Below are 21,356 nucleotides of genomic sequence, written 5' to 3' on the forward strand. Positions count from 1 at the left end.
GAGCCGCCGCTCCGGCAGGTCAGCGGGTGAGCACCTCGACCGGGAGTCCGGCGTCCTCACGCCAGTACGCGAGCAGCGTCTCGCCGAGTTCTCCCCCGGCCAGCAGCACCAGGTCTCCGGGCTTCGGAGACTCGGCGGGCCGTGTACGCAGATGGTCGACGGCTGCGGCGGGCGAGGCCACCAGCTCGGCCTCGTCACCCCACGACCCCTCCATCACGGCGCCCTGATGCAGCGCCCGTACGGTACGGAGATCTTCGCCGACGGCGATCACCTGGTCGACGGCCAGCCGGACGATCTGCCGGCCCAGGCCGTCGTGGTCGACGCACCGCGCGTTCTCGTCGCGTCCGTCCGCATCGGCGAACTCACCGGCGATCACCCAGGTCCGGCGGGCCGACTCCCCTCCTCGGTGGGCACTGCCGACTCCGGTGTCGGCGGCCAGCGCCACGAGTTCACGGACCGCCCGGCGTGCCTCGTCGATGCCCGCCTGCGGGTCCACCAGCAGCACCCGCAGCGCCGGCTGCGCGTCGACGGCGTCATCGACCACGCGGGCGTCGAGCAGTTCGCCCAGCACGGAGCGATCGTCGAACGGATATTTCACGCCGTCGATCTCCTGCCCCTTCTCATGGCCCTTACCCGCGACCAGCACCACGTCGCCCGCCTGCGCCCAGTCGACCGCCGCGGCGATCGCCTCGCGCCGGTCGCCGATCTCCCGGATCTCCCCGCGCGCGTCCGCCACCGCCCGCGCTCCCGCGAGCACCGCCGTCCGGATGTCCTCGGGCCGCTCGGACCGCGGATTGTCGTCGGTGACGATCACCAGGTCGGCGCCGCGTGCCGCGGCCGCGCCCATCAGGGGCCGCTTCTCGGTGTCGCGATCGCCACCCGCCCCGAGGACGACGGCGATCCGTCCCGGCGTCTGGGCCGCAAGGGTCGCGAGAACCGCCTCGACCGCGGCCGGCTTGTGCGCGTAGTCGACCACGGCCAGGAAATCCTGTCCGCGCTCGACCTTCTCGAGCCGGCCCGGCACCGCCACGCGGGCCAGACCGGTGACCGCCGTCCCCACGTTCACTCCGGCCTCCGCACTCAGCGCTACCGCGAGGAGAGCGTTCGCGACGTTGTACGCACCCGGCAGGGGAACCGTCAGCTCCACCTCCGAGCCCTCCGGCGTGGCCGCCAGAACCGTCTGCGACCCCGGCTCGGTCCGTACCGATCCGACCACCGACCAATCGGCCGCACCGGTGGTCGACACGGTGGTCACGGACGTACCGGCGACCGCGGCCATCTTCACGCCCCACGCATCGTCGACGCAGACCACGGCGCGTTGCGCCCGGGTCGACGAATCCGCCCGGAACAGCCGGGCCTTGGCCGCGAAGTAGGCGTCCATCGTGTGGTGGTAGTCGAGGTGGTCCTGCGAGAGATTCGTGAAGCCCCCGACGGCGAACCGGCAGCCGTCCACGCGGCCGAGTTCGAGGGCGTGGCTGGAGACCTCCATGACGACGGTGTCGACTCCGCGCTCGAGCATCACGGCGAACATCCGCTGGAGGTCGGGGGCCTCCGGGGTGGTCAGCGAACTCGGGACCACGGTTCCGTCCACGCGGATCTCGACGGTCCCCAGCAGTCCGACCACCCGTCCCGCGGCCCGCAGCGCGGCCTCGGTCAGGTAGGCGGTCGTGGTCTTGCCCGACGTCCCGGTGATACCGATGAGGGTGAACTTCGACGACGGGTCGCCGTAGATGCGCGCCGAGACCTCCCCCAGCACCGACCGCGGGCGGTCGTGCACCAGCACCGGCACCGACTCCAGGCCGGGCGCGGCGCGAATCAGGTCCAGTCCCGCCGCATCGGTGAGCACCGCGACGGCACCGGCGGTCGACGCCTGGCCGGCGTATCGAGCACCGTGGGTGCGGTCGCCGGGCAGCGCGGCGAACAGGTATCCGGCACCCGCGTCCTGCGCACGCAAAGTCGCGCCCGTGACCTCGGCGTCGGCGCCGTCGAGAACCAGACCGAACTCGTCCGCCAGTGCGCTCAGGGCCACCGGCCGGAGGTGCTCCGGGCGGATCGGCCCACTGCTGTTCGTCGCACCGGCTCCCGGCTCCACCACTACCTCAGACCTCCGCCTTGACCTTCTCGTCCCGTTGAGACGTACTCGTCTCGCCGACGTCTCCCCCTCGTCCGCCGGAGCGCACGCGGTGATGACGCAATGAATCTACCGTGCGATGCGGCGCGCCCTCACGCCTCCAAGCGCAGGCGCGGAGCCGGCTGCGCGGAGAACGGCACCTGGTCGTGACGCAGAAGCCACGAACCGATGGTTCCGAACAACGGCGCCGCGGACTGACCGCCGCTGCCGTCCGAGCTGCGCACCGGATTGTCCATCATGATGCCGATGACGAACCGCGGCGCGTCGGCGGGCGCGATACCCGCGAAGGTGATGTTGTAGCTCGACCGCGAGTAGCAGTTGCAGGACGGGTCGACCTGCTGTGCGGTACCGGTCTTGCCCGAGGTCTGGTAGCCCGGGATGGCGCCGGTGTAGCCGGTGCCGTTCTGCACACCCTCCGGGTCCTTCTGCATGACGGCACGGAACATGTCGCGAACGGTCTTGGCCGTCTGCGGACTGACCACCCGCACCGACTCCGGCTTGCTCACGCCGGCCTCGTCCTCGTCCTCGGGAGCGATGATCCGCGGCTGGATCCGAACCCCGTCGTTGGCGATCGCCTGATACATCGACGTCATCTGCAGCAGCGTGGTCGACAGACCCTGACCGATCGGCAGGTTGGCGAACGAGCCGCCCGACCACTGACTCAGCGCGGGCACCGCGCCGGGGCTCTCGCCGGGGAGGCCGACTCCGGTGCGCTGACCGAGCCCGAAGCGGTCGAGCATGTCGGCGAACCGCCGCTCACCGACCTTCTGCGCCAGCATCAGTGTGCCGACGTTGGACGACTTCCCGAAGATGCCGGTGGTGGTGTAGGGCGCGGTGCCGTGCACCCACGCGTCGTTGACGGTGATACCCGACATCCGAATCGACCCCGGCACCTGGTGCACCTCGTCCGGGGTGGTGACCCCGTATTCGATGGCCGCGGAAGCGGTCACGATCTTGTTCACCGACCCGGGCTCGAAGGGCGAGGTCACCGACCGGTTGCCGAGATCGGCCTTCTGCTGCTCCGAGAGCGGCCGCGAGGCGTCGAAGGTGCTGTCGTTGGCCATCGCCAGCACTTCGCCGGTGTGCGAGTCGAGCACCACGGCGGAGACGTTGTGCGCGCCCGACTTGTCCTTCGCCAGGTTCACCTGGCTCTGCACGAACCACTGGAGGTCGGAGTCGATCGTGAGGTGCACGGTCTCTCCGTCGACGGCCGGATGGACGTTGCGCTTGCTGCCGGGGATCACCGCGCCGTCGCGGCCGCGGTCGAAGGTCTCGGTGCCGTTGGTGCCTGCGAGCACGGAGTCGAGCGACGATTCGAGGCCGATCAGGCCGTTGCCGTCGAAGTTCACATCGCCGACCAGGTTGGCGGCGAGTGAACCGCCCGGATACAGGCGGTTGCTCTGCCGCTCGGCGCCGACCTCGGGGAACTCGTCCTGGATCTTCTTCGTGACGTCCAGCGACACCAGGCGGGCGAGGTAGACGAAGTCCTTGTCCGACTTCATCTGTGCCAGCAGATCGTCGGACGCGATGCTGCCGCCGAGGGCCGACGAGACGCCGTCGGCGATCTGCTTGAGGCGCACGTCAACGTCCGGGACGGTCGAATCCTTCTTGTGTTCCTCGGCGATCTGCTTGCGTACGGCCTTCGGCTGAAAGGTCAGTGCCCGTGCGTCGTCGGTGTGTGCCAGCAGGCGTCCGTTGCGGTCGACGATGCTCCCCCGCACCGCAGGCAGTTCCTGGGTGATCGATCGTTGCTGCGAGGCCTGCGCCGAGATGGAGTCGGCCGCGATCACGTGCACGTACAGCATCCGGCCCGCGATCACGAGAGCGACCACCGCGACGAGCACGGTCAGGATCCGCTGGCGGACGACGAACCCCGACGGCCCCGAACCGGAACGTTCGGAGGGACGGGGAGGCTTGGGCGGAGGCGTTCCGGTGCCGTTCGACGACGCGCCGGACGGGCGGCCTCCCGCCCTCGCCTCGGCTGCGCGCGGTGTACGGGTGCGGGTCATGATCTTCCGATTGTCGCGCGCATCAACGCGCGGGCGCGGTATTGGCGGGCGGCGTGGCGGTCGTCGGAGACGCCACATCGGTGGGCCGACTCACCCGATTCCGGACATCCGGGCGCACCGAGGTCTGGGGTGCCGGATTCGTCCGAGACTGCGATGTCGGGACCGAGGACGGGCGGGGGTTCGGCGCCGGCCGCGGGTTCGGCGCAGGCGTCGACGGCGCCGGAGCGGGAGTGGTCGCCGTACGCGGCGGTGCACTCTGCGATTGTTCGCCACCGAGTCCCTCGGAATCGTCGACCTTGTTCTTGTCGATCTTCTCGACGGGGTCCGGCGCCGGGTTCAGGTCCGGAAGCGGGCTGCCGGTCGCCGGTGTGGGAGTGCCGCGGAGCCGTGGCTTGCCGTCTGCTCCGACGATGATCTCGGCGGCGTTCGACGCCGGGACCATCCCCTGGCGAGCGGCCGCCCGCGCGATCGCGGGCGCCTGGTCGCCTGCGTCGGCTGCCGCCTTCAACTCGGCGGCACGGGCCTGCAGCTCCTGGTTCTCCTTGCGGAGCGCGTCGATCGAGTACGAGTCCTGCGCCGATTTGGTTGTCAGGAACAGAGTCAGCGCGAGGGCGCCCATCACCAGGACCAGGATCGGCACCACGAGCGGGACTCCGGCGATGCGGCGCCCGGTCATCGGCAGCCGGGCTCCGGTGCGCTCACGGCGAGTGCGCCGATCGAGAGCCCGCTGGGCCGCCTTGGATCGCGACGGACGCTCGCTCGCCGCGGCGCCGGTGCGCCGTCGACGCTGACGGTCGGAACCCTCGCGTGGTCCGGTGGCGGTGCGAGTGTCCACAAGCGTCACTGTGCTCCCCTTCCGTCTGCGGTCCCGCCGCCGCGACCCGCGGGGTGGTTCGGTGCGATACGTTCGATGGCCCGGATCCGGACAGGGGCCGAACGCGGGTTGGCCGCACGTTCGGCCGCGTCTGCCTGTTCGGCTCCGCGAGTGACGAGCGAGAACCGCGGGGCGGTCCCCGGCAGATCGACCGGCAGGCCGGCCGGGGTGGTGTTCTCCACCGCACGGGCGAAGTCGCGCTTGACAATTCGGTCCTCGAGCGACTGGTAGCTCATCACGGCGAGCCGGCCGCCGACCGCGAGTACTTCGAGCGCCGCCGGGATCACCCCGCGCAATGAGTCGAGTTCGTGGTTCACCTCGATCCGGAGCGCTTGAAAGGTCCGCTTGGCCGGATGGCCACCGGTCCGCCGGGTCGCCGCCGGGATGGTGGCGTACAGGAGCTCCACGAGACGTCCGCTGGTGGTGAACGGCTCCTTGGCGCGTTCCCGGATCACTGCCGAGGCGATCTTCCCCGCGAACCGCTCCTCGCCGTACTCGCTGAGCACTCGGGCGAGAGAGCCGTGGTCGTAGGTGTTGAGGACGTCAGCCGCTGTCAGCTCGTCGTCGGGATTCATCCGCATGTCCAGCGGTGCGTCGACGGCGTACGCGAACCCGCGTTCGGCCCGGTCCAGCTGCATCGACGAGACCCCGAGGTCGAGAAGCACCCCGTCGACCTCGTCGCGTCCGGTGGCGGCGACCACCGACTCGATCTCGTCGTAACGATTGTGGTGGAACTCCACGCGGTCTCCGAAGCGATGCAGACGCTCGGAGGCGATGCCGATCGCCGATGTGTCGCGGTCGATGCCGACGACGTGCAGGCCCGCCAGGCGTTCGAGGAAGTACTCTGTGTGGCCGCCGGCGCCCAGCGTGCCGTCCACCAGGACCGCGCCACCGCCGTCGGGCGACCGACGGGTGAGAGCCGGTTCCAGCAGCGCGAACATGCGATCAGCCATCACCGGAACGTGTCCGTGTTCGCCTTGCCGCGGTGCGTTCACCCCGCTCCCTCCCTGCTGCCGTGAGAACCGTGCCGATAACTTCTGGGCGTCGCCCCCTGCGACGCTCCGGAGACCACCGGCATCGATGCCGTGGAACTGCGGCGGTGTGGGCCTGCGATGAGACGGGGTCCCCGCCCGAGCGCACCTGGCGTTGGGGAAGTACGTCAGGGTCGATCGGGCCGAGGCCTCGACTCACCGCAGCAGTCGTGATCTCCGAATGTTCAATTCACGTGTGTCGACGCGATCCCGTTACAGGATCGAGTCGAGGGCGGACGATCCCGCGTTGGAGAACGCCTCCTCGTGCTGGGCCTGGTAGTCGCGCCAGCTCTGCGCGTCCCAGATCTCCAGGTGGTCGTACGAGCCGATGACGACGCACTCCTTGGTGAGCCCCGCGTAGTCGCGATGCTCGGCCGAGAGGTTGACGCGGCCCTGCCCGTCGAGCCGCTGCTCGTCGGCGCCGGCGAAGAAGTACCGCAGAAAAGCGCGGGCCTCCGGGTCGTTGCGCGACGCGGTGACCGCCTTCTCGGCGATCGCGTCGAACTCCTCTGCCCGGTACACCGACAGGCTGCGGTCCTGGCTGCGTGTGACCATGACTCCTCCTGCCAGCGCGTCGCGGAACTTCGCGGGCAACGTCAGTCGCCCCTTGTCATCGAGCTTGGGCGTGTAGGTGCCGACGAAACGAGCCACGTCGACACCTCCTCACCCTTCCGGGTTCGGCGGTTCCGGTATCCCCCTCGCCCAGTAATGCCCACACTACCCCACTTTCCACCACATTCCACCCCGCAGGCCCCACCGTTTCCCCACCATCAACTATATGCGCAGGTCAGAGTGCCTAAGCTTCACTGGATTCTCAGCAATCATTGACGTGTCGCAGCTCACTAGTGTCGTTACGAAAGGGGTCAAAAGGTAACGAAGTGACTGGTGAGACCAACCAAGAGCGGTAGGTGGGGCGTTGTGGGGAGACGAGGTGGGACGCTGTGGGGAGACGGGGTGGGACGCTGTGGGGACACCCCGGAGACAGACGTTCCCGAGATACGAAAAACGGGGCCGCATCTTCCTTTCGGAAGTTGCGACCCCGCCAGGGAGATCGTTGTCGACGCAGGGCGCGTCAGGCCGTCAGCCGCCGGTGCCGACGGCCGGTTCTACAGATCGCGGTCGTCCCGCTCGAAGCGACGGTTGAAGCGATCCTCCATCCGTCGGCTCAACGAGCCGTGACCGCTCGCGGCCTTTCCGGACTTCTTCGACGAGGAGGCGCCGTCGGGACCCGAGATCCGCCCGCGGCCAGCCATCAGGCCGAAGACCGCGGCCCCGAACATCAGCAGGAATCCGACGAAGCTGAGGATCTTCAGTCCGCCGACCTCGACGTCGACCATCATTCCGCCGACCAGCAATGCGAGTCCAGCGAGGAACCCGAGAGCGACCACGATCCGACGACGCGCGTTCGGCAAGCGCACCTTGTGGCGGGTGACGCTCGACGCGAACTTCGGGTCTTCGGCGTAGAGAGCGCTCTCTATCTCATCGAGCATGCGCTGCTCGTGCTCTGAAAGCGGCACCGCTCCTCCCTTACTGGATCGTGGCGAGGATTTCGTCTTCTCGCCTCTCTATGTCAATAGTACGAGCCCGAGCGCCCTTCGACCACCATTGGCCGACGATGCGTTCACAATCACGCCGATCATCCCGCGCACTCAAGCGACGGTTCCGCGCGCCGCCGGACGCTTCGAGGTGAGCTTCCCCTGCTCGTACGCCAGCAGCGTCGCGTCGGCCACGTCCAGGAACGCGACCGCACGGCGCTCCACGCGCGCGCAGAACGTGGAATCGACGGCGCGCACCAGCCCCGCCTCGACGTGCGAGCGCATGGTCGAGAGTTCGCCGAAATAGTCGGCGAGTTCCCGGCACTGGGGAGCACGCTCCTTGATCCGACTCCACGCGTCCGCCGCACCGCGGCGTCGGCGGACGCGGCCCGAGGGCTCGTAGATCTCCAGCACCGCGCCGGCGGCTCGGATCGCCGCGAGATAGAACAGCCGGAATCGCTCGGCCCCGTCGTCGTCCACCGACGCCGCCTGCTCGAACAGGTCCTCTGCCCGATCCAGGAGATCGCGGCTGCGGTGCACCACGTGCGGGTCGACTCCGTGATCGGCTTGTGCACCGGACACCGACGGGGCGGGTGCGAGATGCAACCCGGCGAACTGCCGCCCGGACCGTTCTGCTGACCGCTCCATCCCAACTCCTCCGTGTCGGCGCCCGGCTCTGTCGGGCTCGTGACGACACCATGACAGAGGGGTACGACAAAGAAGGTGTTGCGACGACGGGCCCGACGGCCGGCCGTCGCACGGCGCCGGCACTCCCGCGAAGACTTCGACAGCGGACCCCGTCACCGATGATCGGTGGCCCGGCGATGTCTTCCCCATCGCCGGGCCACTGGACCGCCCAACCGATACGAACATCAGTTCGACAGGCGTCAACCGTAGCCGGTGTGAACGCCGATGGGCAAGTGCCGCTACGCTCCCAGAGTCTGGCAGCCGCAGACGAATCGAGCCGACGACGAAGGGAACGGGCATGTCACTGGACGCCTCCCCGATCCGCGTCGCGCCCCTCCCGGCCGATCTGGCACACCTGTGGCTCGATCCCGCTGTGCACACCTACATCACCGCCATGCACTACCCCCGCGGAAGCGAAGCCCACCGGTTGCCGCTGTGGCGCGATCACATCGCGCGCCCCGGGTGGTCGGCTTTCGGCGCGTTCGCGACGCTGTCCGCGCTCGACTCGCTCCGGCCCACGTACTCCCGGCTGCGCGTGCGCGCACCGCTGGCGCTCTCGGATCGCGAGATCCTCGTCGGGGTGGCGTACGGCTACCGCGGTGCACCGGACCAGTGGTGGAACCGCCAGCTGTATTCGGGACTGCTACAGGCCGGAACCCGGCCCGCCGACGCGCGCGAGTTCATGCGCGACTACTTCGAACTCACCGAACTGCATGTGCATCCGGCCGGTCAGGGCCGCGGCGTCGGCCAACGGCTCCTGACATCGCTGCTCTCGGGCAGACCGGAGAGCAAGGTCCTCCTCTCGACGCCCGAAGTCCAGGGTGAGGCCAATCGCGCCTGGGGCCTCTACCGCCGCCTCGGCTTCGAGGATGTCCTGCGGCACTTCACCTTCGCCGGAGACGCCCGGCCGTTCGCCTTCCTCGGACGCCCGCTCCCTCTTCCGGACGCCGGTCCCCCGCCGCGATGACCGGCCGCCCGCGGTCCGTCCGACGCACCGATGACGACACTGCGCAGGTTGGCGCATCTCTTCTGGCACGATGAGTCGGTGACCTCGTTCCGCCGCACCGCGCTCGCCCTAGCCGGACTGTTGGCACTGATCCCCGTGCTCACCGGTTGTCTCACCAAGTCGACCACGGTCGGCGACCAGTTCTCCGGCACGGTCATCATCGCCACGTCACCGGATCAGCATCCGCAGAAGCCGTCCTTCGACATCCCGGCCTCGCTCAGCGGCCAGGTCTGGACCACCGACTTCCCGGAGAAGTCGGATGAGAGCAGTGCCGTACCCGCCCCGTCGACGCAGAGTTCGCGCCCCGGCGGACAGGCCGCGCCGTCGCCCGACGGCAAGGTCGGTTCCGAGCTCACCTTCGACAGACTCTCTGCGGGTCAGTTCAGCCAGCTCGGCGACATCATCGCCGCCGCCCTCCCCGACCCGTCCGCGACGGTCCATCTCAAATCGTCCCGCAGCGGCGACATCGTCCGTTTCCGCGGCTCGGCCTCGCTGACGGACGCCGATCCCGGCAGCGTGTACTTCTCCCTGTCGATCACGTTCGGCGGTGAGGTGGTCGCGACCAACGGTCATCAGGCGGGCGACGACACGGTGGTCTGGACGCCCACCCCGGGACAGAACGTCGACCTGCAGGCCGATTCGGAGTACGCGGATCCGGCGACCGCCGCCGTGCCCAGTTGGACCTGGTTCATGTTCCTGCTGTGCGCGATCATCGTCGCGATGGTCGTGTACGCGGCCTACCAGAATCGGGACCGCTCACCCCGTCCGGGACGCCCGAAGCGCAAGCCCGAGGCGCCGCAGTCCGACGAGGAGTCCCCGAAGCCCGAGCGCGAGACATCCGGGCGCGGCGCCGACTGACGCCGTCCGCGCGCGGTCGCCCTCTCCGGCGGACCGCACGTCTCAGACGCCGGCCAGTGCCCCGCGCGTGTCGATGCCGATGCGCTCGAGCACCTCGCTGGTCGCCTTCGCGAAGTTGAGGCTGCAGAAGTGCAGGCACGGCACCCCTTCGGAGATGAGCCGCAACGAGGCCTCCGTGCACAGGTCGATGCCGACCGCACGCACGTCGGCCCGATTCTCCTCCGGTCCGTCGCCCGCCGCCTTCGCGAGCCGTTCCTCGACCGCCGGGGGGATCTTGCTGCCGGACAGTTCGGTCATCCTGCGCGCCGAGGCCAGCGAGGTGATCGGCATCATCCCCGGGATCAGCGGCTTGGCGCCCTGCTCGGGATCGGCGGCGACGATACGGTCGCGCAGGCGGAGGAAGTCGTCGACGTCGAAGAACATCTGCGTCACCGAGTACTCCGCGCCCGCCCGCAGCTTCCGCACCAGATTTCCGGTGTCGGCGGCGAGGTTGGGCGCGCGGTGGTGACCTTCGGGGAACGACGCGACGCCCACGTGGAAGTCGCCGAGTTCTCCGATCAGGCGCACCAGTTCTTCGGCGTACGCCACGCCTTCCGGGTGCTTGACCCACTCACCGAGCGGATCACCGGGCGGATCACCGCGCAGGGCGAGCAGGTTGACGATGCCCTTGTCGGCGTACGCGCCCACCAGTCCGCGGAGTTCGTCGACGCTGTGGTTGACCGCGGTCAGATGCGCGACGGTCAGCAGCGTGGTCTCGGTCGCGAGTTCGCCCGCGATGCGCACGGTCCGGTCGCGGGTCGATCCGCCCGCACCGTAGGTCATCGACACGAAGGCCGGGTTCATTCGTTCGAAGATCCGGACCGCACGCCACAGTCGCGCCTCCTCGGCGGCGTCGCGCGGTGGGAAGAACTCGACGGAGAACGGCACCGGCCCGGAGTGCGGGTCGGCCAGACGCTCCACGACCGACTGCCCCGGGCGGGCGCGGACGTCGGAGTCGGTACTGATCGGATCGGTCACCCCAGTCATCATACGGACACCCGGCGAGCGGCCCGCGGCCGCCGATACCGCGGCTGTGCCCGCGATCACCGCCGCTGCGGCGCGTGGCCGGGCTATCGACGAGGACCGGTAACCTTGCCAGTCGTGGTCAACATTGCGCACGTGCCCGCCGCGGTCGACGAGATCCTGACGGCGTTCTTCGACTCCGGCCGGCCTGCGCTCGACGACATCTACCCCGCGGTCGCGGAGGCCGGCGACGTGCTCGCCGACTTCGTGCTGTCGGGCGGCAAACGGGTGCGGCCGCTGTTCGTCTACGCCGGCTGGCGATGCGGCCCCGAAGCGGCCGCCGACACCGGCCCCGGGGAGTCGACAGCGTTGCGGGTCGGCGCCGCGATCGAGTTGATCCAGGCCTGCGCCCTCATCCACGACGACATCCTCGACCGCTCCGACACGCGGCGCGGCCGCCCGACCGTCCACCGCCGGTTCGAGGCCCTGCACGGCGACCGGGGGTTCGCCGGCGATCCCGCGCACTACGGCGTCTCGGCGGCCATCCTGCTGGGCGATCTGGCACTGGCCTGGGCCGACGACCTCGTGCACGGCATCACTCCCGCCGACGGCGGTCCCGCCGATCCGCATCCGCTGCCGCGGCCGGTGGCCGTTCTGTGGTCTCAGATGCGGACCGAGGTGCTCGGCGGTCAGCTCCTCGACATCACCAACGAGTCGTCCGGCGACGAGTCCGTGACTGCCGCGTACCGGGTGATGGAGTACAAGACGGCCGCGTACACGGTGGCCCGGCCGCTCCAGCTCGGTGCGGCGCTGTCCGGGGCCGAGGACGAGTTGTCACGCTCACTGCATCGCATCGGGCTCGATCTCGGCGTCGCCTTCCAACTGCGCGACGACGTCCTCGGTGTCTTCGGGGACCCCGCGGAGACAGGGAAGCCGTCCGGTGACGACCTCGTCGAAGGCAAGCGCACCGCACTCCTGGCCGAGGGTCTGCAGCGCGCGTCGACGGCCGGCCGAGATCTGCTGCGCGAGAGCCTCGGCCGTTCGCTGTCGGAGGCGGAGCTGACCGCGGCGCGCGACGTCCTGACCGAATCCGGCGCACTCACCGAGATCGAGAGACAGATCGACGAACGCCTCGACGCGGCCCTGGCCGGCATCGACGGACTGGATGCCGGAGAGTCCGCGCGCGCCGACCTGACCTGGATGGCCCGCCGAATCACCCATCGACGGCGGTGACGGCCATGACCGCTGATTCGCACGTCGTCGTCATCGGAGCGGGGCTGTCGGGATTGACCGCCGCGGCCCACCTGCGCGCCCGCGGACACGAGGTGACCGTCCTGGAGGCCACCGACTCCCCCGGCGGCCTGGTGCGCACCGAGACCATCTCGGGTCACCGATTCGACACGGGTGCAACGGTTCTCACCATGCCCGAGTTGATCGTCGACGCACTCACCGCCGTCGGCGTCGACCGCGAGCAGGCCCTGGAGCGGCTGGCCCTGCGCCCGGTGGACCCGAGTTACGTCATGAACTACGCCGACGGCTCGTCGCTGGCGATACCGCGCGAGCCCGCGGCCATCCCCGCCGCCGTCGAGCAGGTGTTCGGGACCGAGGCCGCCGACGGGACTCGCGATCTGCTGACCTGGCTGCGCCGCGTCTACGATGCCGAGTTCGACGTCTTCATCGACCGCAACTACGACGGCCTGGCCGACCTGACCGGACCGCGCACGCGCGCCGCCGCCGCGAACCTGGTCCGGCTCGGCGCGCTCGGCAGCCTCACCGCCGCCGTGGGTCGCTTCGTCTCCGACCCCAGGGTTCAGTGGGCGTTCACCTTCCAGGCGCTCTACGCCGGCGTTCCGCCCCACCGCGCGCGGGCGATCTACGCCATCATCGCGGATATGGACATCGGCCGCGGCCTCTGTGCTCCCGCGGGCGGCATGGGCCGCATCGGCCGGGTCCTCGAGCGCGCACTGGCCGACGCCGGCGTGCGGATCGAGTACGGAGCACGCGTCGACCGGATTCTGCGCCGGACCGACGGCTCCGCCTCGGGTGTGCTCGTCGGCGACCAGCGGCTCGCCGCCGACGCGGTGGTCGCGACACTCGAACGCGACGCGGTCGCCGAACTGTTGCACGACGAGCGCCGCCTGCGGACCCTGCGCTACTCGCCGAGCGCCGTGGTGGTGCACGGCGTGCTGCCGGCCGGGACCACGGCGGGCTGGCGGTCCGGCCATCACACTCTCGACTTCGGCGCCGCGTGGACCGACACCTTCGCCGACCTCACCGCTCGCCCGGGCCGACTGATGGGCGACGGATCGTTCCTGATCACCCGGTCTGCGGCCACCGATCCGGAGACATTCGTGGCTGACGGATCCGAGTCGGTGTCGGTTCTCGCGCCGACACCGAATCTGGTCTCGGCCGATCTGCCGTGGGATGTGCTCGCCGAGCCGTACACCGCCGAGTTCCTCGGCGTCCTGGAGTCCCGCGGCTACCCGGGTCTGTCCTCGATGACCGTGCTCCGGATCGACCACCCGCTGACCTGGCTGCGATCGGGTCTGCCCGCGGGGACGCCGTTCTCCGCGGCTCACACCGTCGCGCAGACCGGCCCGCTGCGCACGCCCAACCGCTGGCGGGGTGTGCCGAACCTGGCTCTGGGCGGCAGCGCGACCGTGCCCGGAGTCGGCATCCCGCCCGTGCTCGTGTCCGGCGGGCTCGCCGCGGCGCGGATCGACGACTACCTGCGTGGCCGGAACGGACACGGGGGGCGGTCGTGAATCTCCTGAAGCGCTATCCCGACGCCTGTCTCGGGTTCCTCGGTGTGCTGCTGGTGGTCGCGGGAAGCTACGGTCTCTCCGACGTTCCTCGCAACGACGCGACGCTCGCCGATCTCGGCCTGGCGCCGATGACGTACGGCCACGGGAAGACGCTGTCCGGCTTCGCGTTCTGGACGGGGATCGCGCTGATGGTGATCGCCTGGGTGCGAATCGGCCGGAGCCCCGAGCGGATGAGCCTGCGCGCCACGATGGCCACCGTCGGCGCCTGGACCGCGCCGCTGATGTTCGCGGTACCCACCTTCAGCCGCGACGTGTACGCCTACCTCGGTCAGGCGTCGGTGCTGATGCACGGATTCGATCCCTACACCGACGGACCCGCACACCGTCCCGGACCGATCGTCGATTCGATGGCGCAGATCTGGGCTCCCACGACCTCGCCCTACAGTCCCGGGTTCATGCTCCTGCTGCGCGGCATCGTCGGGATCACCGGCGACAACGTCTTCGCCGGCGTGTTCGCCATCCGCGTCGCCCTGCTGCCCGGACTGCTCCTGACGATGTGGGCGGTGCCCCGGATCGCCGCGCACTTCGGTGCGAGCCGGCGACTCGGGCTCTGGCTGGTCCTGGTGAACCCGATGCTGCTGATCCATCTGGTCGGGGGCCCACACCTCGAACTGCTGATGATGGGCTTCCTGGCCGCAGGCGTGGCCCTGGCGCTGGAGGGCAGGCACGTCGCGGGTCTCGCGGTCCTGGGCCTGGCGATCTCGGTGAAGGTCACCGCGGGAATCGCGATTCCGTTCGTCATGTGGATCTGGCTCGACCACCTGCGCAAGCGGCGCGCGGCCGATCCCGCGGCACCGACTCCGCTCATCGCCTGGCGCGACCGTGTCGCGATCTTCGTCGCGACGGGCGCGATCCCCGCCGCGGTGTTCGGTGCCTTCACGGTGATCCTCGGCCTCGGCCTCGGATGGATGAACGGCCTGTCGTACGCCTCTCGGATCATCAACCCGTTCACCGTCCCGATCTTCATCGGGCACATCGTCACCTACGCCGCGGCTCCCTTCGCGACGCTCAACCTCCAGGCGGTCCTGGTGGTGACGCGGGCCATCGGCAGCGTCGCACTCGCGCTGATCCTCGTGTACCTCTGGTGGCGGTCGCGTCGCGACGAGCGGTCCGCGATGGCCGGCATGGCATGGGCGATGCTCGCTCTGCTACTGCTCGAACCGTCGACCCTGCCCTGGTACTACACGTGGGTCGCCTGCCTGGCCGTCGCATTCACCCTCCCGATGTGGGTGCGGCAGGTGGTCGTCGGAGTCAGCACCTTCTATCTCATCGTCTTCCAGCCGGACGACTCGATCCTGTTCTACAAGCCGCTCGAAACTTTGATGGCGCTGGCCTTCGCCGTTCTCGCGGCCGTCTCGCTGCGCCGCCGCGACCCGCTCAGACTGCGGGGGCTCGGTTCCCTGCTGATCCATGGCTGACGCCGACCGCGGGTACCGCCTCGCCGAGTCGCTCACGCGCGCGGCCGGCCGCACCTACTTCCTGGCCTCGCGTCTGCTGCCGGTGGACGGCCGGCGCGCGGTGTTCGCGTTGTACGGCTATGCACGCACCGTCGACGACGTCGTCGACGGTGCGTGTGGGTCGCAGCCGCGATCGGCGCGGCTCGACGCCCTCGAGAACGGCCTGGCCGCCGCACTCGCGGGGGCGCCGGTGCCGGCTGGTCTGAGCCGGGACGAGGCCGACATGCTCGCTGCGCTCGCCGAGTCGGTCGACCGGTTCGCGATCCCTGCCGACACCTTCGAGGCGTTCGGCCGATCGATGCGAATGGACCTGCCCGGCGACCCCCTGTTCCGGAACCGCTACGCGACGCTCGACGCCCTGGCCGAGTACACCTACGGCTCGGCCGCGGTGATCGGCCTGCAACTGCTGCCGATCCTGGGCGCGGCTCCCGATCCGGACACCGCCCGGGGTGCAGCCCTGCTGGGCGAAGCGTTCCAGCTCACGAACTTCCTCCGTGACGTCGGCGAAGATCTGAACCGGAATCGGATCTACCTGCCCCTCGACCACCTCGGCGCCTTCGGGGTCGACGAGCAGGAGCTGCGTCACGACGCCGCCGCGGGAACGGCCGGCCCCCGGATGCGGCGGGCGACGGCGCATCTGATCGCCGTCAATCGCGACCAGTACCGGCGGACGCTGCCCGCCATCGCCTCACTGCCCCGACGGTCGCGCCCCGCGATCTGCGCGGCCGCGCGGTCGTACAGCGCGATTCTCACCGCCATCGAAGACCGCGGTCACGACGTGTTCGCCGCGCGGGCCGTCGTACCGGTCCACCGCAGGCTCGGCCATGCCGTCACCGCCGTGGCCGGCCGCCCGGCTCTCGGCTGACCGGCTGTGCCGTCAGAAGGCCTGAGCTTGTGCGCGCCGGATCACCTCGCGCGCCGAATGAGTGTGCAGCGCATCGGCCGGGCGCAGCCCCAGGTCGTCCTGCTCGGTGAACAGCCAGCGCATCGCCTCGTCGCGCGTGTAACCGCCGTCGAGCAGGATCCGGACCAGCCCCTCGAAGTGCTTCGCGAGGCCGTCGGACCCGAAGAAGGCCTCCGGAATCACGGGTACCCCTCCGCGCGAGGCCGCGAGCAGGTTGTGGTCGCGGATGAGTGTGCGGAGCCGGTTGGACGAGACCCCCAGCCGCTTGGCGGCCTGGTCCAGGTCGAGAACTGGAACGTCGTCGGGAAGGATGTCGATCGAAAGCGGAAGAGAACCCACGGGGCAAAGCCTACCGGTGTCCTGCGCGGCGCATACGAGGTCGTCGGCGCGGCGGGTAGATTCGAACACCGTGACCACCCCTGGCGACCCGCTCATCGGCCGAGTGCTGGAGCGCAGATACCGGATCGACGCGCCGATCGCTCGCGGCGGGATGTCCTCTGTGTATGTGGGAACTGACCTGCGTCTGGGTCGGCGCGTCGCAGTGAAGGTGATGGATGCGCGTTACGTGGGCGACCCCCAGTTCCTGCGCCGGTTCGAGTTCGAGGCCCGCGCCGTCGCCGGTCTGAGCCACCCCGGCCTCGTCGCGGTCTACGACCAGAGCATCGACGGTGAGGTCGCCTTCCTCGTCATGGAGCTCGTGCGCGGGGGCAGCGTCCGCGAACTGCTCCGCGAACGCGGGCCGATGCCGCCGCACGCGGTGGCATCCGTCGCGATCCCGATGCTCGGCGGCCTGGGCACCGCGCACCGCGCGGGCCTGGTGCACCGGGACGTGAAGCCCGAGAACGTCCTCGTCTCCGACAACGGCGACATCAAGGTTGCCGACTTCGGTCTGGTCCGCGCGGTCGCCGAAGCCGGCGTCACGTCGGCGAGCGTGATTCTGGGGACCGCCGCGTACCTGTCCCCCGAGCAGGTCAACTCCACCGACGTCGACGCGCGCAGCGACGTGTACTCGGCCGGAGTGATGCTGTTCGAACTACTGACCGGACGGCAGCCCTTCAGCGGCAGCACTCCGCTCGCGCTGGCCTATCAGCGGCTCACCTACGACGTCCCCGCCCCCGGCGACCTGATCGAAGGCGTCCCGCCGCAGATCGACGAGATCGTCCTGCGAGCCACCGAGCGTGACCGCGCCGATCGCTTCCGCGACGGATTCGCCATGCAGCACGCGTTGCTCGACGCCGCCGATGAACTCGACCTGCCAGCCTTCACCGTCCCGGCTCCGAGCCGGGCCTCGGCGCGGGTCACCTCCGCCATCGCCCGCCCGGTGCGGGCCGTGTCGGCGCAGGCGCCCGATCCGCGACCGGTCACCGCATACGATCCCGAGCCGCTCCCCCGGTCTGATCGGTGGGACGACGACGCCTGGGACGGACCCGACGAGCGACGCTGGACGGACGACGAGCCGGAGTGGGCCGACCGGGCCGACTGGGAGCCGGACTCCGACCAGGTCGACGTGATCGACGAAGCCGATCCCGCGGCCACATCGCGCGGACGCGCACTGGCGGCCGTGTGGTTGACGATCATCACGATCGTCGCCGTCGTGCTCGCAGCGGCGGGGTGGGCCGTGGGCGCCTCGCTCGCCTGAACCGGGCGCCGTCGGGTCTCCTCAGCCGCGCAGGCTCCCCTCAGCCGCGCAGCATCTCCGCCACGAGGAAGGCCAGTTCCAGCGACTGCTGGGTGTTGAGGCGCGGGTCGCACGCCGTCTCGTAGCGGCCTTCGAGATCGAGGTCGGAGATGTCCTGTGCGCCACCGAGGCACTCGGTCACATCCTCACCGGTCAGCTCGATGTGAATGCCCCCGGGGTGACTGCCCAGCGCGCGATGCACCTCGAAGAAGCCCTGCACCTCGTCGACCACGCGGTCGAAGTGGCGGGTCTTGAAACCGGTGGACGCGGTGTGGGTGTTGCCGTGCATCGGATCGCACTGCCAGATCACCTTGTGTCCGGTCGCCTCGACGGCCTGCACGATCGCGGGCAGGACCTCGCGGACCTTGCCGTTACCCATCCGCGACACCAGCGTCAGCCGGCCGGGACGGTTGTCGGGGTCGAGTGCCTCCACGTACTCGACCGCCAGCTCGGGCGTCGTGGTGGGGCCGATCTTGACGCCGATCGGATTGCTGATCAGCTTGGCCAGCGCGATGTGAGCGCCGTCGAGCTGCCGGGTGCGTTCGCCGATCCACAGGAAGTGCGCCGACAGGTCGTACAGAGTCTGCTCGTCGCCGCCGCGCGGGTTGTCGGCGAGCCGCAGCATGGCGCGCTCGTAGTCCATCACCAGAGCTTCGTGCGAGGCGAAGATCGACGCCGACTCGAGGCTCGAGTCGGTGACGCCGCAGGCGTCCATGAATCGCAGCCCGCGATCGATCTCCGCGGCGAGCGCCTCGTACCGCGCACCGGCCGGCGATGTGCGGACGAACTCGCGGTTCCAGTTGTGAACGTGCGCCAGGCGGGCCTCCGACCCGGTCAGCGACCGCACCAGGTTCATCGCCGCGGCGGCGTTCGCGTACGCGCGCACCAGACGCGAGGGATCGTGCACGCGCGCGGCCTCGTCGGCCTCCAGCGCGTTGACCATGTCGCCTCGGTACGAGAGCAGCCCGAGCGCGTCGGTGTCGGACGAACGCGGCTTGGCGTACTGCCCCGCGATGCGGGCGACCTTCACCACCGGCATGCTCGCGCCGTAGGTGAGCACCACGGCCATCTGAAGCAGGGTGCGGATGTTGCCCTTGATGTGCGGCTCGGTGTTGGCCGCGAAGGTCTCGGCGCAGTCTCCGCCCTGGAGCATGAACGCGCGACCGTGGGCCACCTCGGCGAGTTGGTCGGCGAGCACCTCCACCTCGGACGGCATGCAGATCGGCGGGACGCTCTCGAGGACGGTGCGCATCTTGTGCGCCTCCTCTTCGGGCCAGCTCGGCTGCTGCAGAGCCGGGCGCGCCAGCATGTCGTCGAATTGCTCGGCGAGACGTCCCGGCAGGGGCGGCAGTTCGGGAAGCTCGTCGATGGGCACGTCTACGGTCCAGTTCACCACCGCTCCAGCCTATCGTGACGAACCGGACGTCGCGTCGGTCACCTCCGACAGTGCCATCGGTTCTCGGCCGTCAGTTCACGCCGGCGCCGCCGCCGACGGCCGCTTCGATGGCGCGCCACTTGACGAGGTTGTGCCGCGCGTCGGCGAGCGCATCGTGTGCGTTGCGCGGAGCCGGAGGCAGTTCCGGACGGCCCGCGGCCTCCCAGTGCTGTCGGAGTTCCCGGGTGAAGCGCGGCATCTCCCGCGGCAGCTCGGTCATCGACCCCCACAGCTGACACACCACCACGTGGTCGTACGCGCCGACCCACGCCCACAGTTCGACGCCGTCGCCAGGGGCGGTGAGGAACTCGTAGAGGCTCTCGCGGATCGCTCGGCGACTCCGCCACGCCTTGTCGGCCGGGGACGGCAGCTTGTCGAGGACGTTGGTGCGTACCCAGTCACCCGCCCGCGCCGGATCGAATTCGGTCGAGACGGCGTAGAACTCGCGGCCGTCCTCGCCGACCACCCCGATCGACACCAGCTCGATGGTGGTTCCGTCTTCGATGAACTCGGTGTCGTAGAAGTAGCGCACGACTTCTGATTATCCATGCCGGACAGGAATACTGGCTTTCATGCCCACTGCAAGCGGTCAGACGCAGCCCCGCGACGAGGGCGGAGCGCTCCGGGGTCAACGGCTCGCCGAGCGGCTCACCCGGTGGTCGCCCGGACCAGCCGCGAGGGCGGCGATCGTCGCCGCATTCGCACTCTCGGCCGCCCTGCAGATCCTGGGCGTGCCCTTCACATCCAGTTTCGGCACCCGAACCCGGTTCGACATGGACGTGTACCGCATCGGCGGCCAGATCTGGCATCAGGGCCTGAGTCTGTACGCCGACGGCTCGATGCCCTTCACCGCCGACGGCATCTGGCTGCCGTTCACGTACCCGCCGTTCGCGGCGCTGCTGTTCACCCCGTTGGGTGCGATCCCGCTCGCCGTCGCGAGCATCGGGATCTCACTGGTCACCGCCGCGCTGCTGGTCTACGTCACCAAGCTCTCGCTCGCCGTGCTCGACATCGGCTCGCCCGGCAACCGGTGGTGGCTCGCGATCGCTGCATCGGTCGCGACCATCTGGTTCAACCCGTTCTGGATGACCCTCGGATTCGGTCAGATCAACGTGGTGCTGATGGCGATGATCATGATCGACGTCTTCGTCCTGCACCGCGCCGGGGGCCGCCGCGCACAGGGTGTCCTGATCGGCATCGCGTCGGCGGTCAAACTCACCCCGCTGGTCTTCCTCGGCGTGTTCCTTGTGGCTCGCCGGTTCCGCGCCGTCGCCACCGGACTGGCCGCGTTCGTCGGCGCGGCGGCGATCGGCTGGATCTGGATGCCGGCCGACTCCCGCACGTATTGGACCGACACCCTGTTCCACACCGCCCGGATCGGCCAACCCGAGGGGCGGATCAATCAGAATCTGAACGCCGCGTGGCTCCGCGTGTTCGGTGACGCGGGCAGCGCCGCGGAGGTCGCCTGGATCCTGTCCAGCGTCGCGGCCACGGTCCTCGCGCTGGCGGCGGTGCTGGCGGCACGCCCCGCCGAGGCGTTCGCGCGCGGACCGATGACCGGCCGCGTCGACGCCCTCGCGATCACGTGCGCCGTGGCCGTGTGGGGACTGCTCGTCTCGCCGACCACCTGGGCCCACCACTGGGTCTGGTGCGTCCCGGCGCTGCTCCTGTGCCTGACGATCGGCTGGCGGGTCGATGAGCGCCGCTACCGTGCCACGTACTTCGGCCTCGCCGGAACCGGGGTCGTGATCTTCGCGGTGGGGCCTTTCCAGCTCCTGCCGCCCATCGAGCACGGCTGGGCTGCATGGCAGCACCTGATCGGCAACGCCTTCACGCTCTGGGGCGTGACGCTCCTGGTGGCACTGTGGCGGCTGCCGTACCGCGCCCCCGAGACGACGACGGTGTCCGCCACGGCCGCTTGACG

At 69.9% G+C, this 21,356-nt stretch carries 19 protein-coding genes; 8 read left to right on the forward strand and 11 right to left on the reverse strand.

All coding sequences use genetic code 11. The annotated features are described in order from the left end of the window. Positions 1-19 precede the first annotated feature (19 nt). The 7 genes from P5P27_RS11290 to P5P27_RS11320 all read right to left on the reverse strand — a co-directional run bounded on the left by P5P27_RS11290 (position 20) and on the right by P5P27_RS11320 (position 8,228). Positions 20-2,095, reverse strand: a complete 2,076-nt coding sequence (locus P5P27_RS11290) for a UDP-N-acetylmuramoyl-L-alanyl-D-glutamate--2,6-diaminopimelate ligase (RefSeq protein ID WP_222111689.1) — start codon at positions 2,093-2,095, stop codon at positions 20-22. A gap of 128 nt (positions 2,096-2,223) precedes the next feature. Further along, positions 2,224-4,140, reverse strand: a complete 1,917-nt coding sequence (locus P5P27_RS11295; protein ID WP_222111688.1) for a peptidoglycan D,D-transpeptidase FtsI family protein — start codon at positions 4,138-4,140, stop codon at positions 2,224-2,226. A gap of 22 nt (positions 4,141-4,162) precedes the next feature. After that, complete coding sequence (gene ftsL / locus P5P27_RS11300) at positions 4,163-4,975, reverse strand: cell division protein FtsL (protein ID WP_260868821.1); 813 nt, start codon at positions 4,973-4,975, stop codon at positions 4,163-4,165. Between the two features lie 5 nt (positions 4,976-4,980). Beyond that, positions 4,981-5,967, reverse strand: coding sequence for a 16S rRNA (cytosine(1402)-N(4))-methyltransferase RsmH (rsmH, locus tag P5P27_RS11305; protein ID WP_085950738.1), 987 nt, complete (start codon positions 5,965-5,967; stop codon positions 4,981-4,983). 291 nt (positions 5,968-6,258) lie between these two features. Next, complete coding sequence (mraZ, locus tag P5P27_RS11310) at positions 6,259-6,696, reverse strand: division/cell wall cluster transcriptional repressor MraZ (RefSeq protein WP_006895321.1); 438 nt, start codon at positions 6,694-6,696, stop codon at positions 6,259-6,261. A gap of 455 nt (positions 6,697-7,151) precedes the next feature. Then, positions 7,152-7,562 carry a DUF3040 domain-containing protein gene (locus tag P5P27_RS11315; protein ID WP_006895320.1) on the reverse strand — a complete coding sequence of 137 codons (411 nt, stop codon included), beginning with the start codon at positions 7,560-7,562 and terminating at the stop codon, positions 7,152-7,154. A 132-nt stretch (positions 7,563-7,694) separates the two neighbouring features. Then, on the reverse strand, positions 7,695-8,228 hold the full coding sequence (locus tag P5P27_RS11320) for an SAV_6107 family HEPN domain-containing protein (RefSeq protein WP_006895319.1): 534 nt from the start codon (positions 8,226-8,228) through the stop codon (positions 7,695-7,697). Between the two features lie 337 nt (positions 8,229-8,565). On the opposite strand from P5P27_RS11320, the gene P5P27_RS11325 reads away from it, so the two are divergent. Next, positions 8,566-9,234 carry a GNAT family N-acetyltransferase gene (locus P5P27_RS11325; protein WP_006895318.1) on the forward strand — a complete coding sequence of 223 codons (669 nt, stop codon included), beginning with the start codon at positions 8,566-8,568 and terminating at the stop codon, positions 9,232-9,234. Between the two features lie 78 nt (positions 9,235-9,312). After that, complete coding sequence (locus tag P5P27_RS11330) at positions 9,313-10,131, forward strand: LppM family (lipo)protein (protein ID WP_174302278.1); 819 nt, start codon at positions 9,313-9,315, stop codon at positions 10,129-10,131. A 42-nt stretch (positions 10,132-10,173) separates the two neighbouring features. Here P5P27_RS11330 and P5P27_RS11335 read toward each other — a convergent pair whose 3' ends face one another. Further along, a complete protein-coding gene (locus P5P27_RS11335; protein ID WP_062366767.1) occupies positions 10,174-11,157 on the reverse strand; it encodes a methylenetetrahydrofolate reductase in 984 nt (327 codons plus the stop codon). A gap of 114 nt (positions 11,158-11,271) precedes the next feature. Between P5P27_RS11335 and P5P27_RS11340 the strand changes: the two genes are divergently transcribed. From P5P27_RS11340 to P5P27_RS11355, 4 genes are read left to right on the forward strand one after another with little or no spacing between them, the layout of a single operon-like run. Beyond that, the gene (locus tag P5P27_RS11340; RefSeq protein ID WP_278124027.1) at positions 11,272-12,366 is read left to right on the forward strand and encodes a polyprenyl synthetase family protein; all 1,095 of its coding nucleotides are present in this window, start codon (positions 11,272-11,274) and stop codon (positions 12,364-12,366) included. 5 nt (positions 12,367-12,371) lie between these two features. Further along, the gene (crtI, locus tag P5P27_RS11345) at positions 12,372-13,898 is read left to right on the forward strand and encodes a phytoene desaturase family protein (RefSeq protein WP_278124028.1); all 1,527 of its coding nucleotides are present in this window, start codon (positions 12,372-12,374) and stop codon (positions 13,896-13,898) included. After that, positions 13,895-15,376, forward strand: a complete 1,482-nt coding sequence (locus P5P27_RS11350; RefSeq protein WP_278124030.1) for an alpha-(1->6)-mannopyranosyltransferase A — start codon at positions 13,895-13,897, stop codon at positions 15,374-15,376. Before crtI ends, P5P27_RS11350 begins: the two co-directional genes overlap by 4 nt. Then, complete coding sequence (locus tag P5P27_RS11355) at positions 15,369-16,280, forward strand: phytoene/squalene synthase family protein (RefSeq protein ID WP_278124032.1); 912 nt, start codon at positions 15,369-15,371, stop codon at positions 16,278-16,280. The genes P5P27_RS11350 and P5P27_RS11355 overlap by 8 nt, the downstream gene beginning before the upstream one ends. A 12-nt stretch (positions 16,281-16,292) precedes the next feature. Here the strand turns inward: P5P27_RS11355 and P5P27_RS11360 are convergent, their stop codons facing one another. After that, a complete protein-coding gene (locus P5P27_RS11360) occupies positions 16,293-16,658 on the reverse strand; it encodes an Rv2175c family DNA-binding protein (protein WP_006895311.1) in 366 nt (121 codons plus the stop codon). Positions 16,659-16,728: 70 nt separating this feature from the next. Here P5P27_RS11360 and P5P27_RS11365 point away from each other — a divergent pair, with 70 nt between their 5' ends. After that, positions 16,729-17,958, forward strand: coding sequence for a protein kinase domain-containing protein (locus tag P5P27_RS11365; protein ID WP_006895310.1), 1,230 nt, complete (start codon positions 16,729-16,731; stop codon positions 17,956-17,958). Positions 17,959-17,998: 40 nt separating this feature from the next. Here the strand turns inward: P5P27_RS11365 and P5P27_RS11370 are convergent, their stop codons facing one another. After that, a complete protein-coding gene (locus P5P27_RS11370; protein ID WP_006895309.1) occupies positions 17,999-19,393 on the reverse strand; it encodes a class II 3-deoxy-7-phosphoheptulonate synthase in 1,395 nt (464 codons plus the stop codon). A 70-nt stretch (positions 19,394-19,463) separates the two neighbouring features. Then, positions 19,464-19,964 carry a polyadenylate-specific 3'-exoribonuclease AS gene (locus tag P5P27_RS11375; RefSeq protein ID WP_006895308.1) on the reverse strand — a complete coding sequence of 167 codons (501 nt, stop codon included), beginning with the start codon at positions 19,962-19,964 and terminating at the stop codon, positions 19,464-19,466. 40 nt (positions 19,965-20,004) lie between these two features. Between P5P27_RS11375 and P5P27_RS11380 the strand changes: the two genes are divergently transcribed. Further along, a complete protein-coding gene (locus P5P27_RS11380; RefSeq protein WP_006895307.1) occupies positions 20,005-21,354 on the forward strand; it encodes a glycosyltransferase 87 family protein in 1,350 nt (449 codons plus the stop codon). Positions 21,355-21,356 lie beyond the last annotated feature (2 nt).

This window comes from Gordonia sihwensis (assembly GCF_029632925.1).
Classification (GTDB): Bacteria; Actinomycetota; Actinomycetes; order Mycobacteriales; family Mycobacteriaceae; genus Gordonia; species Gordonia sihwensis.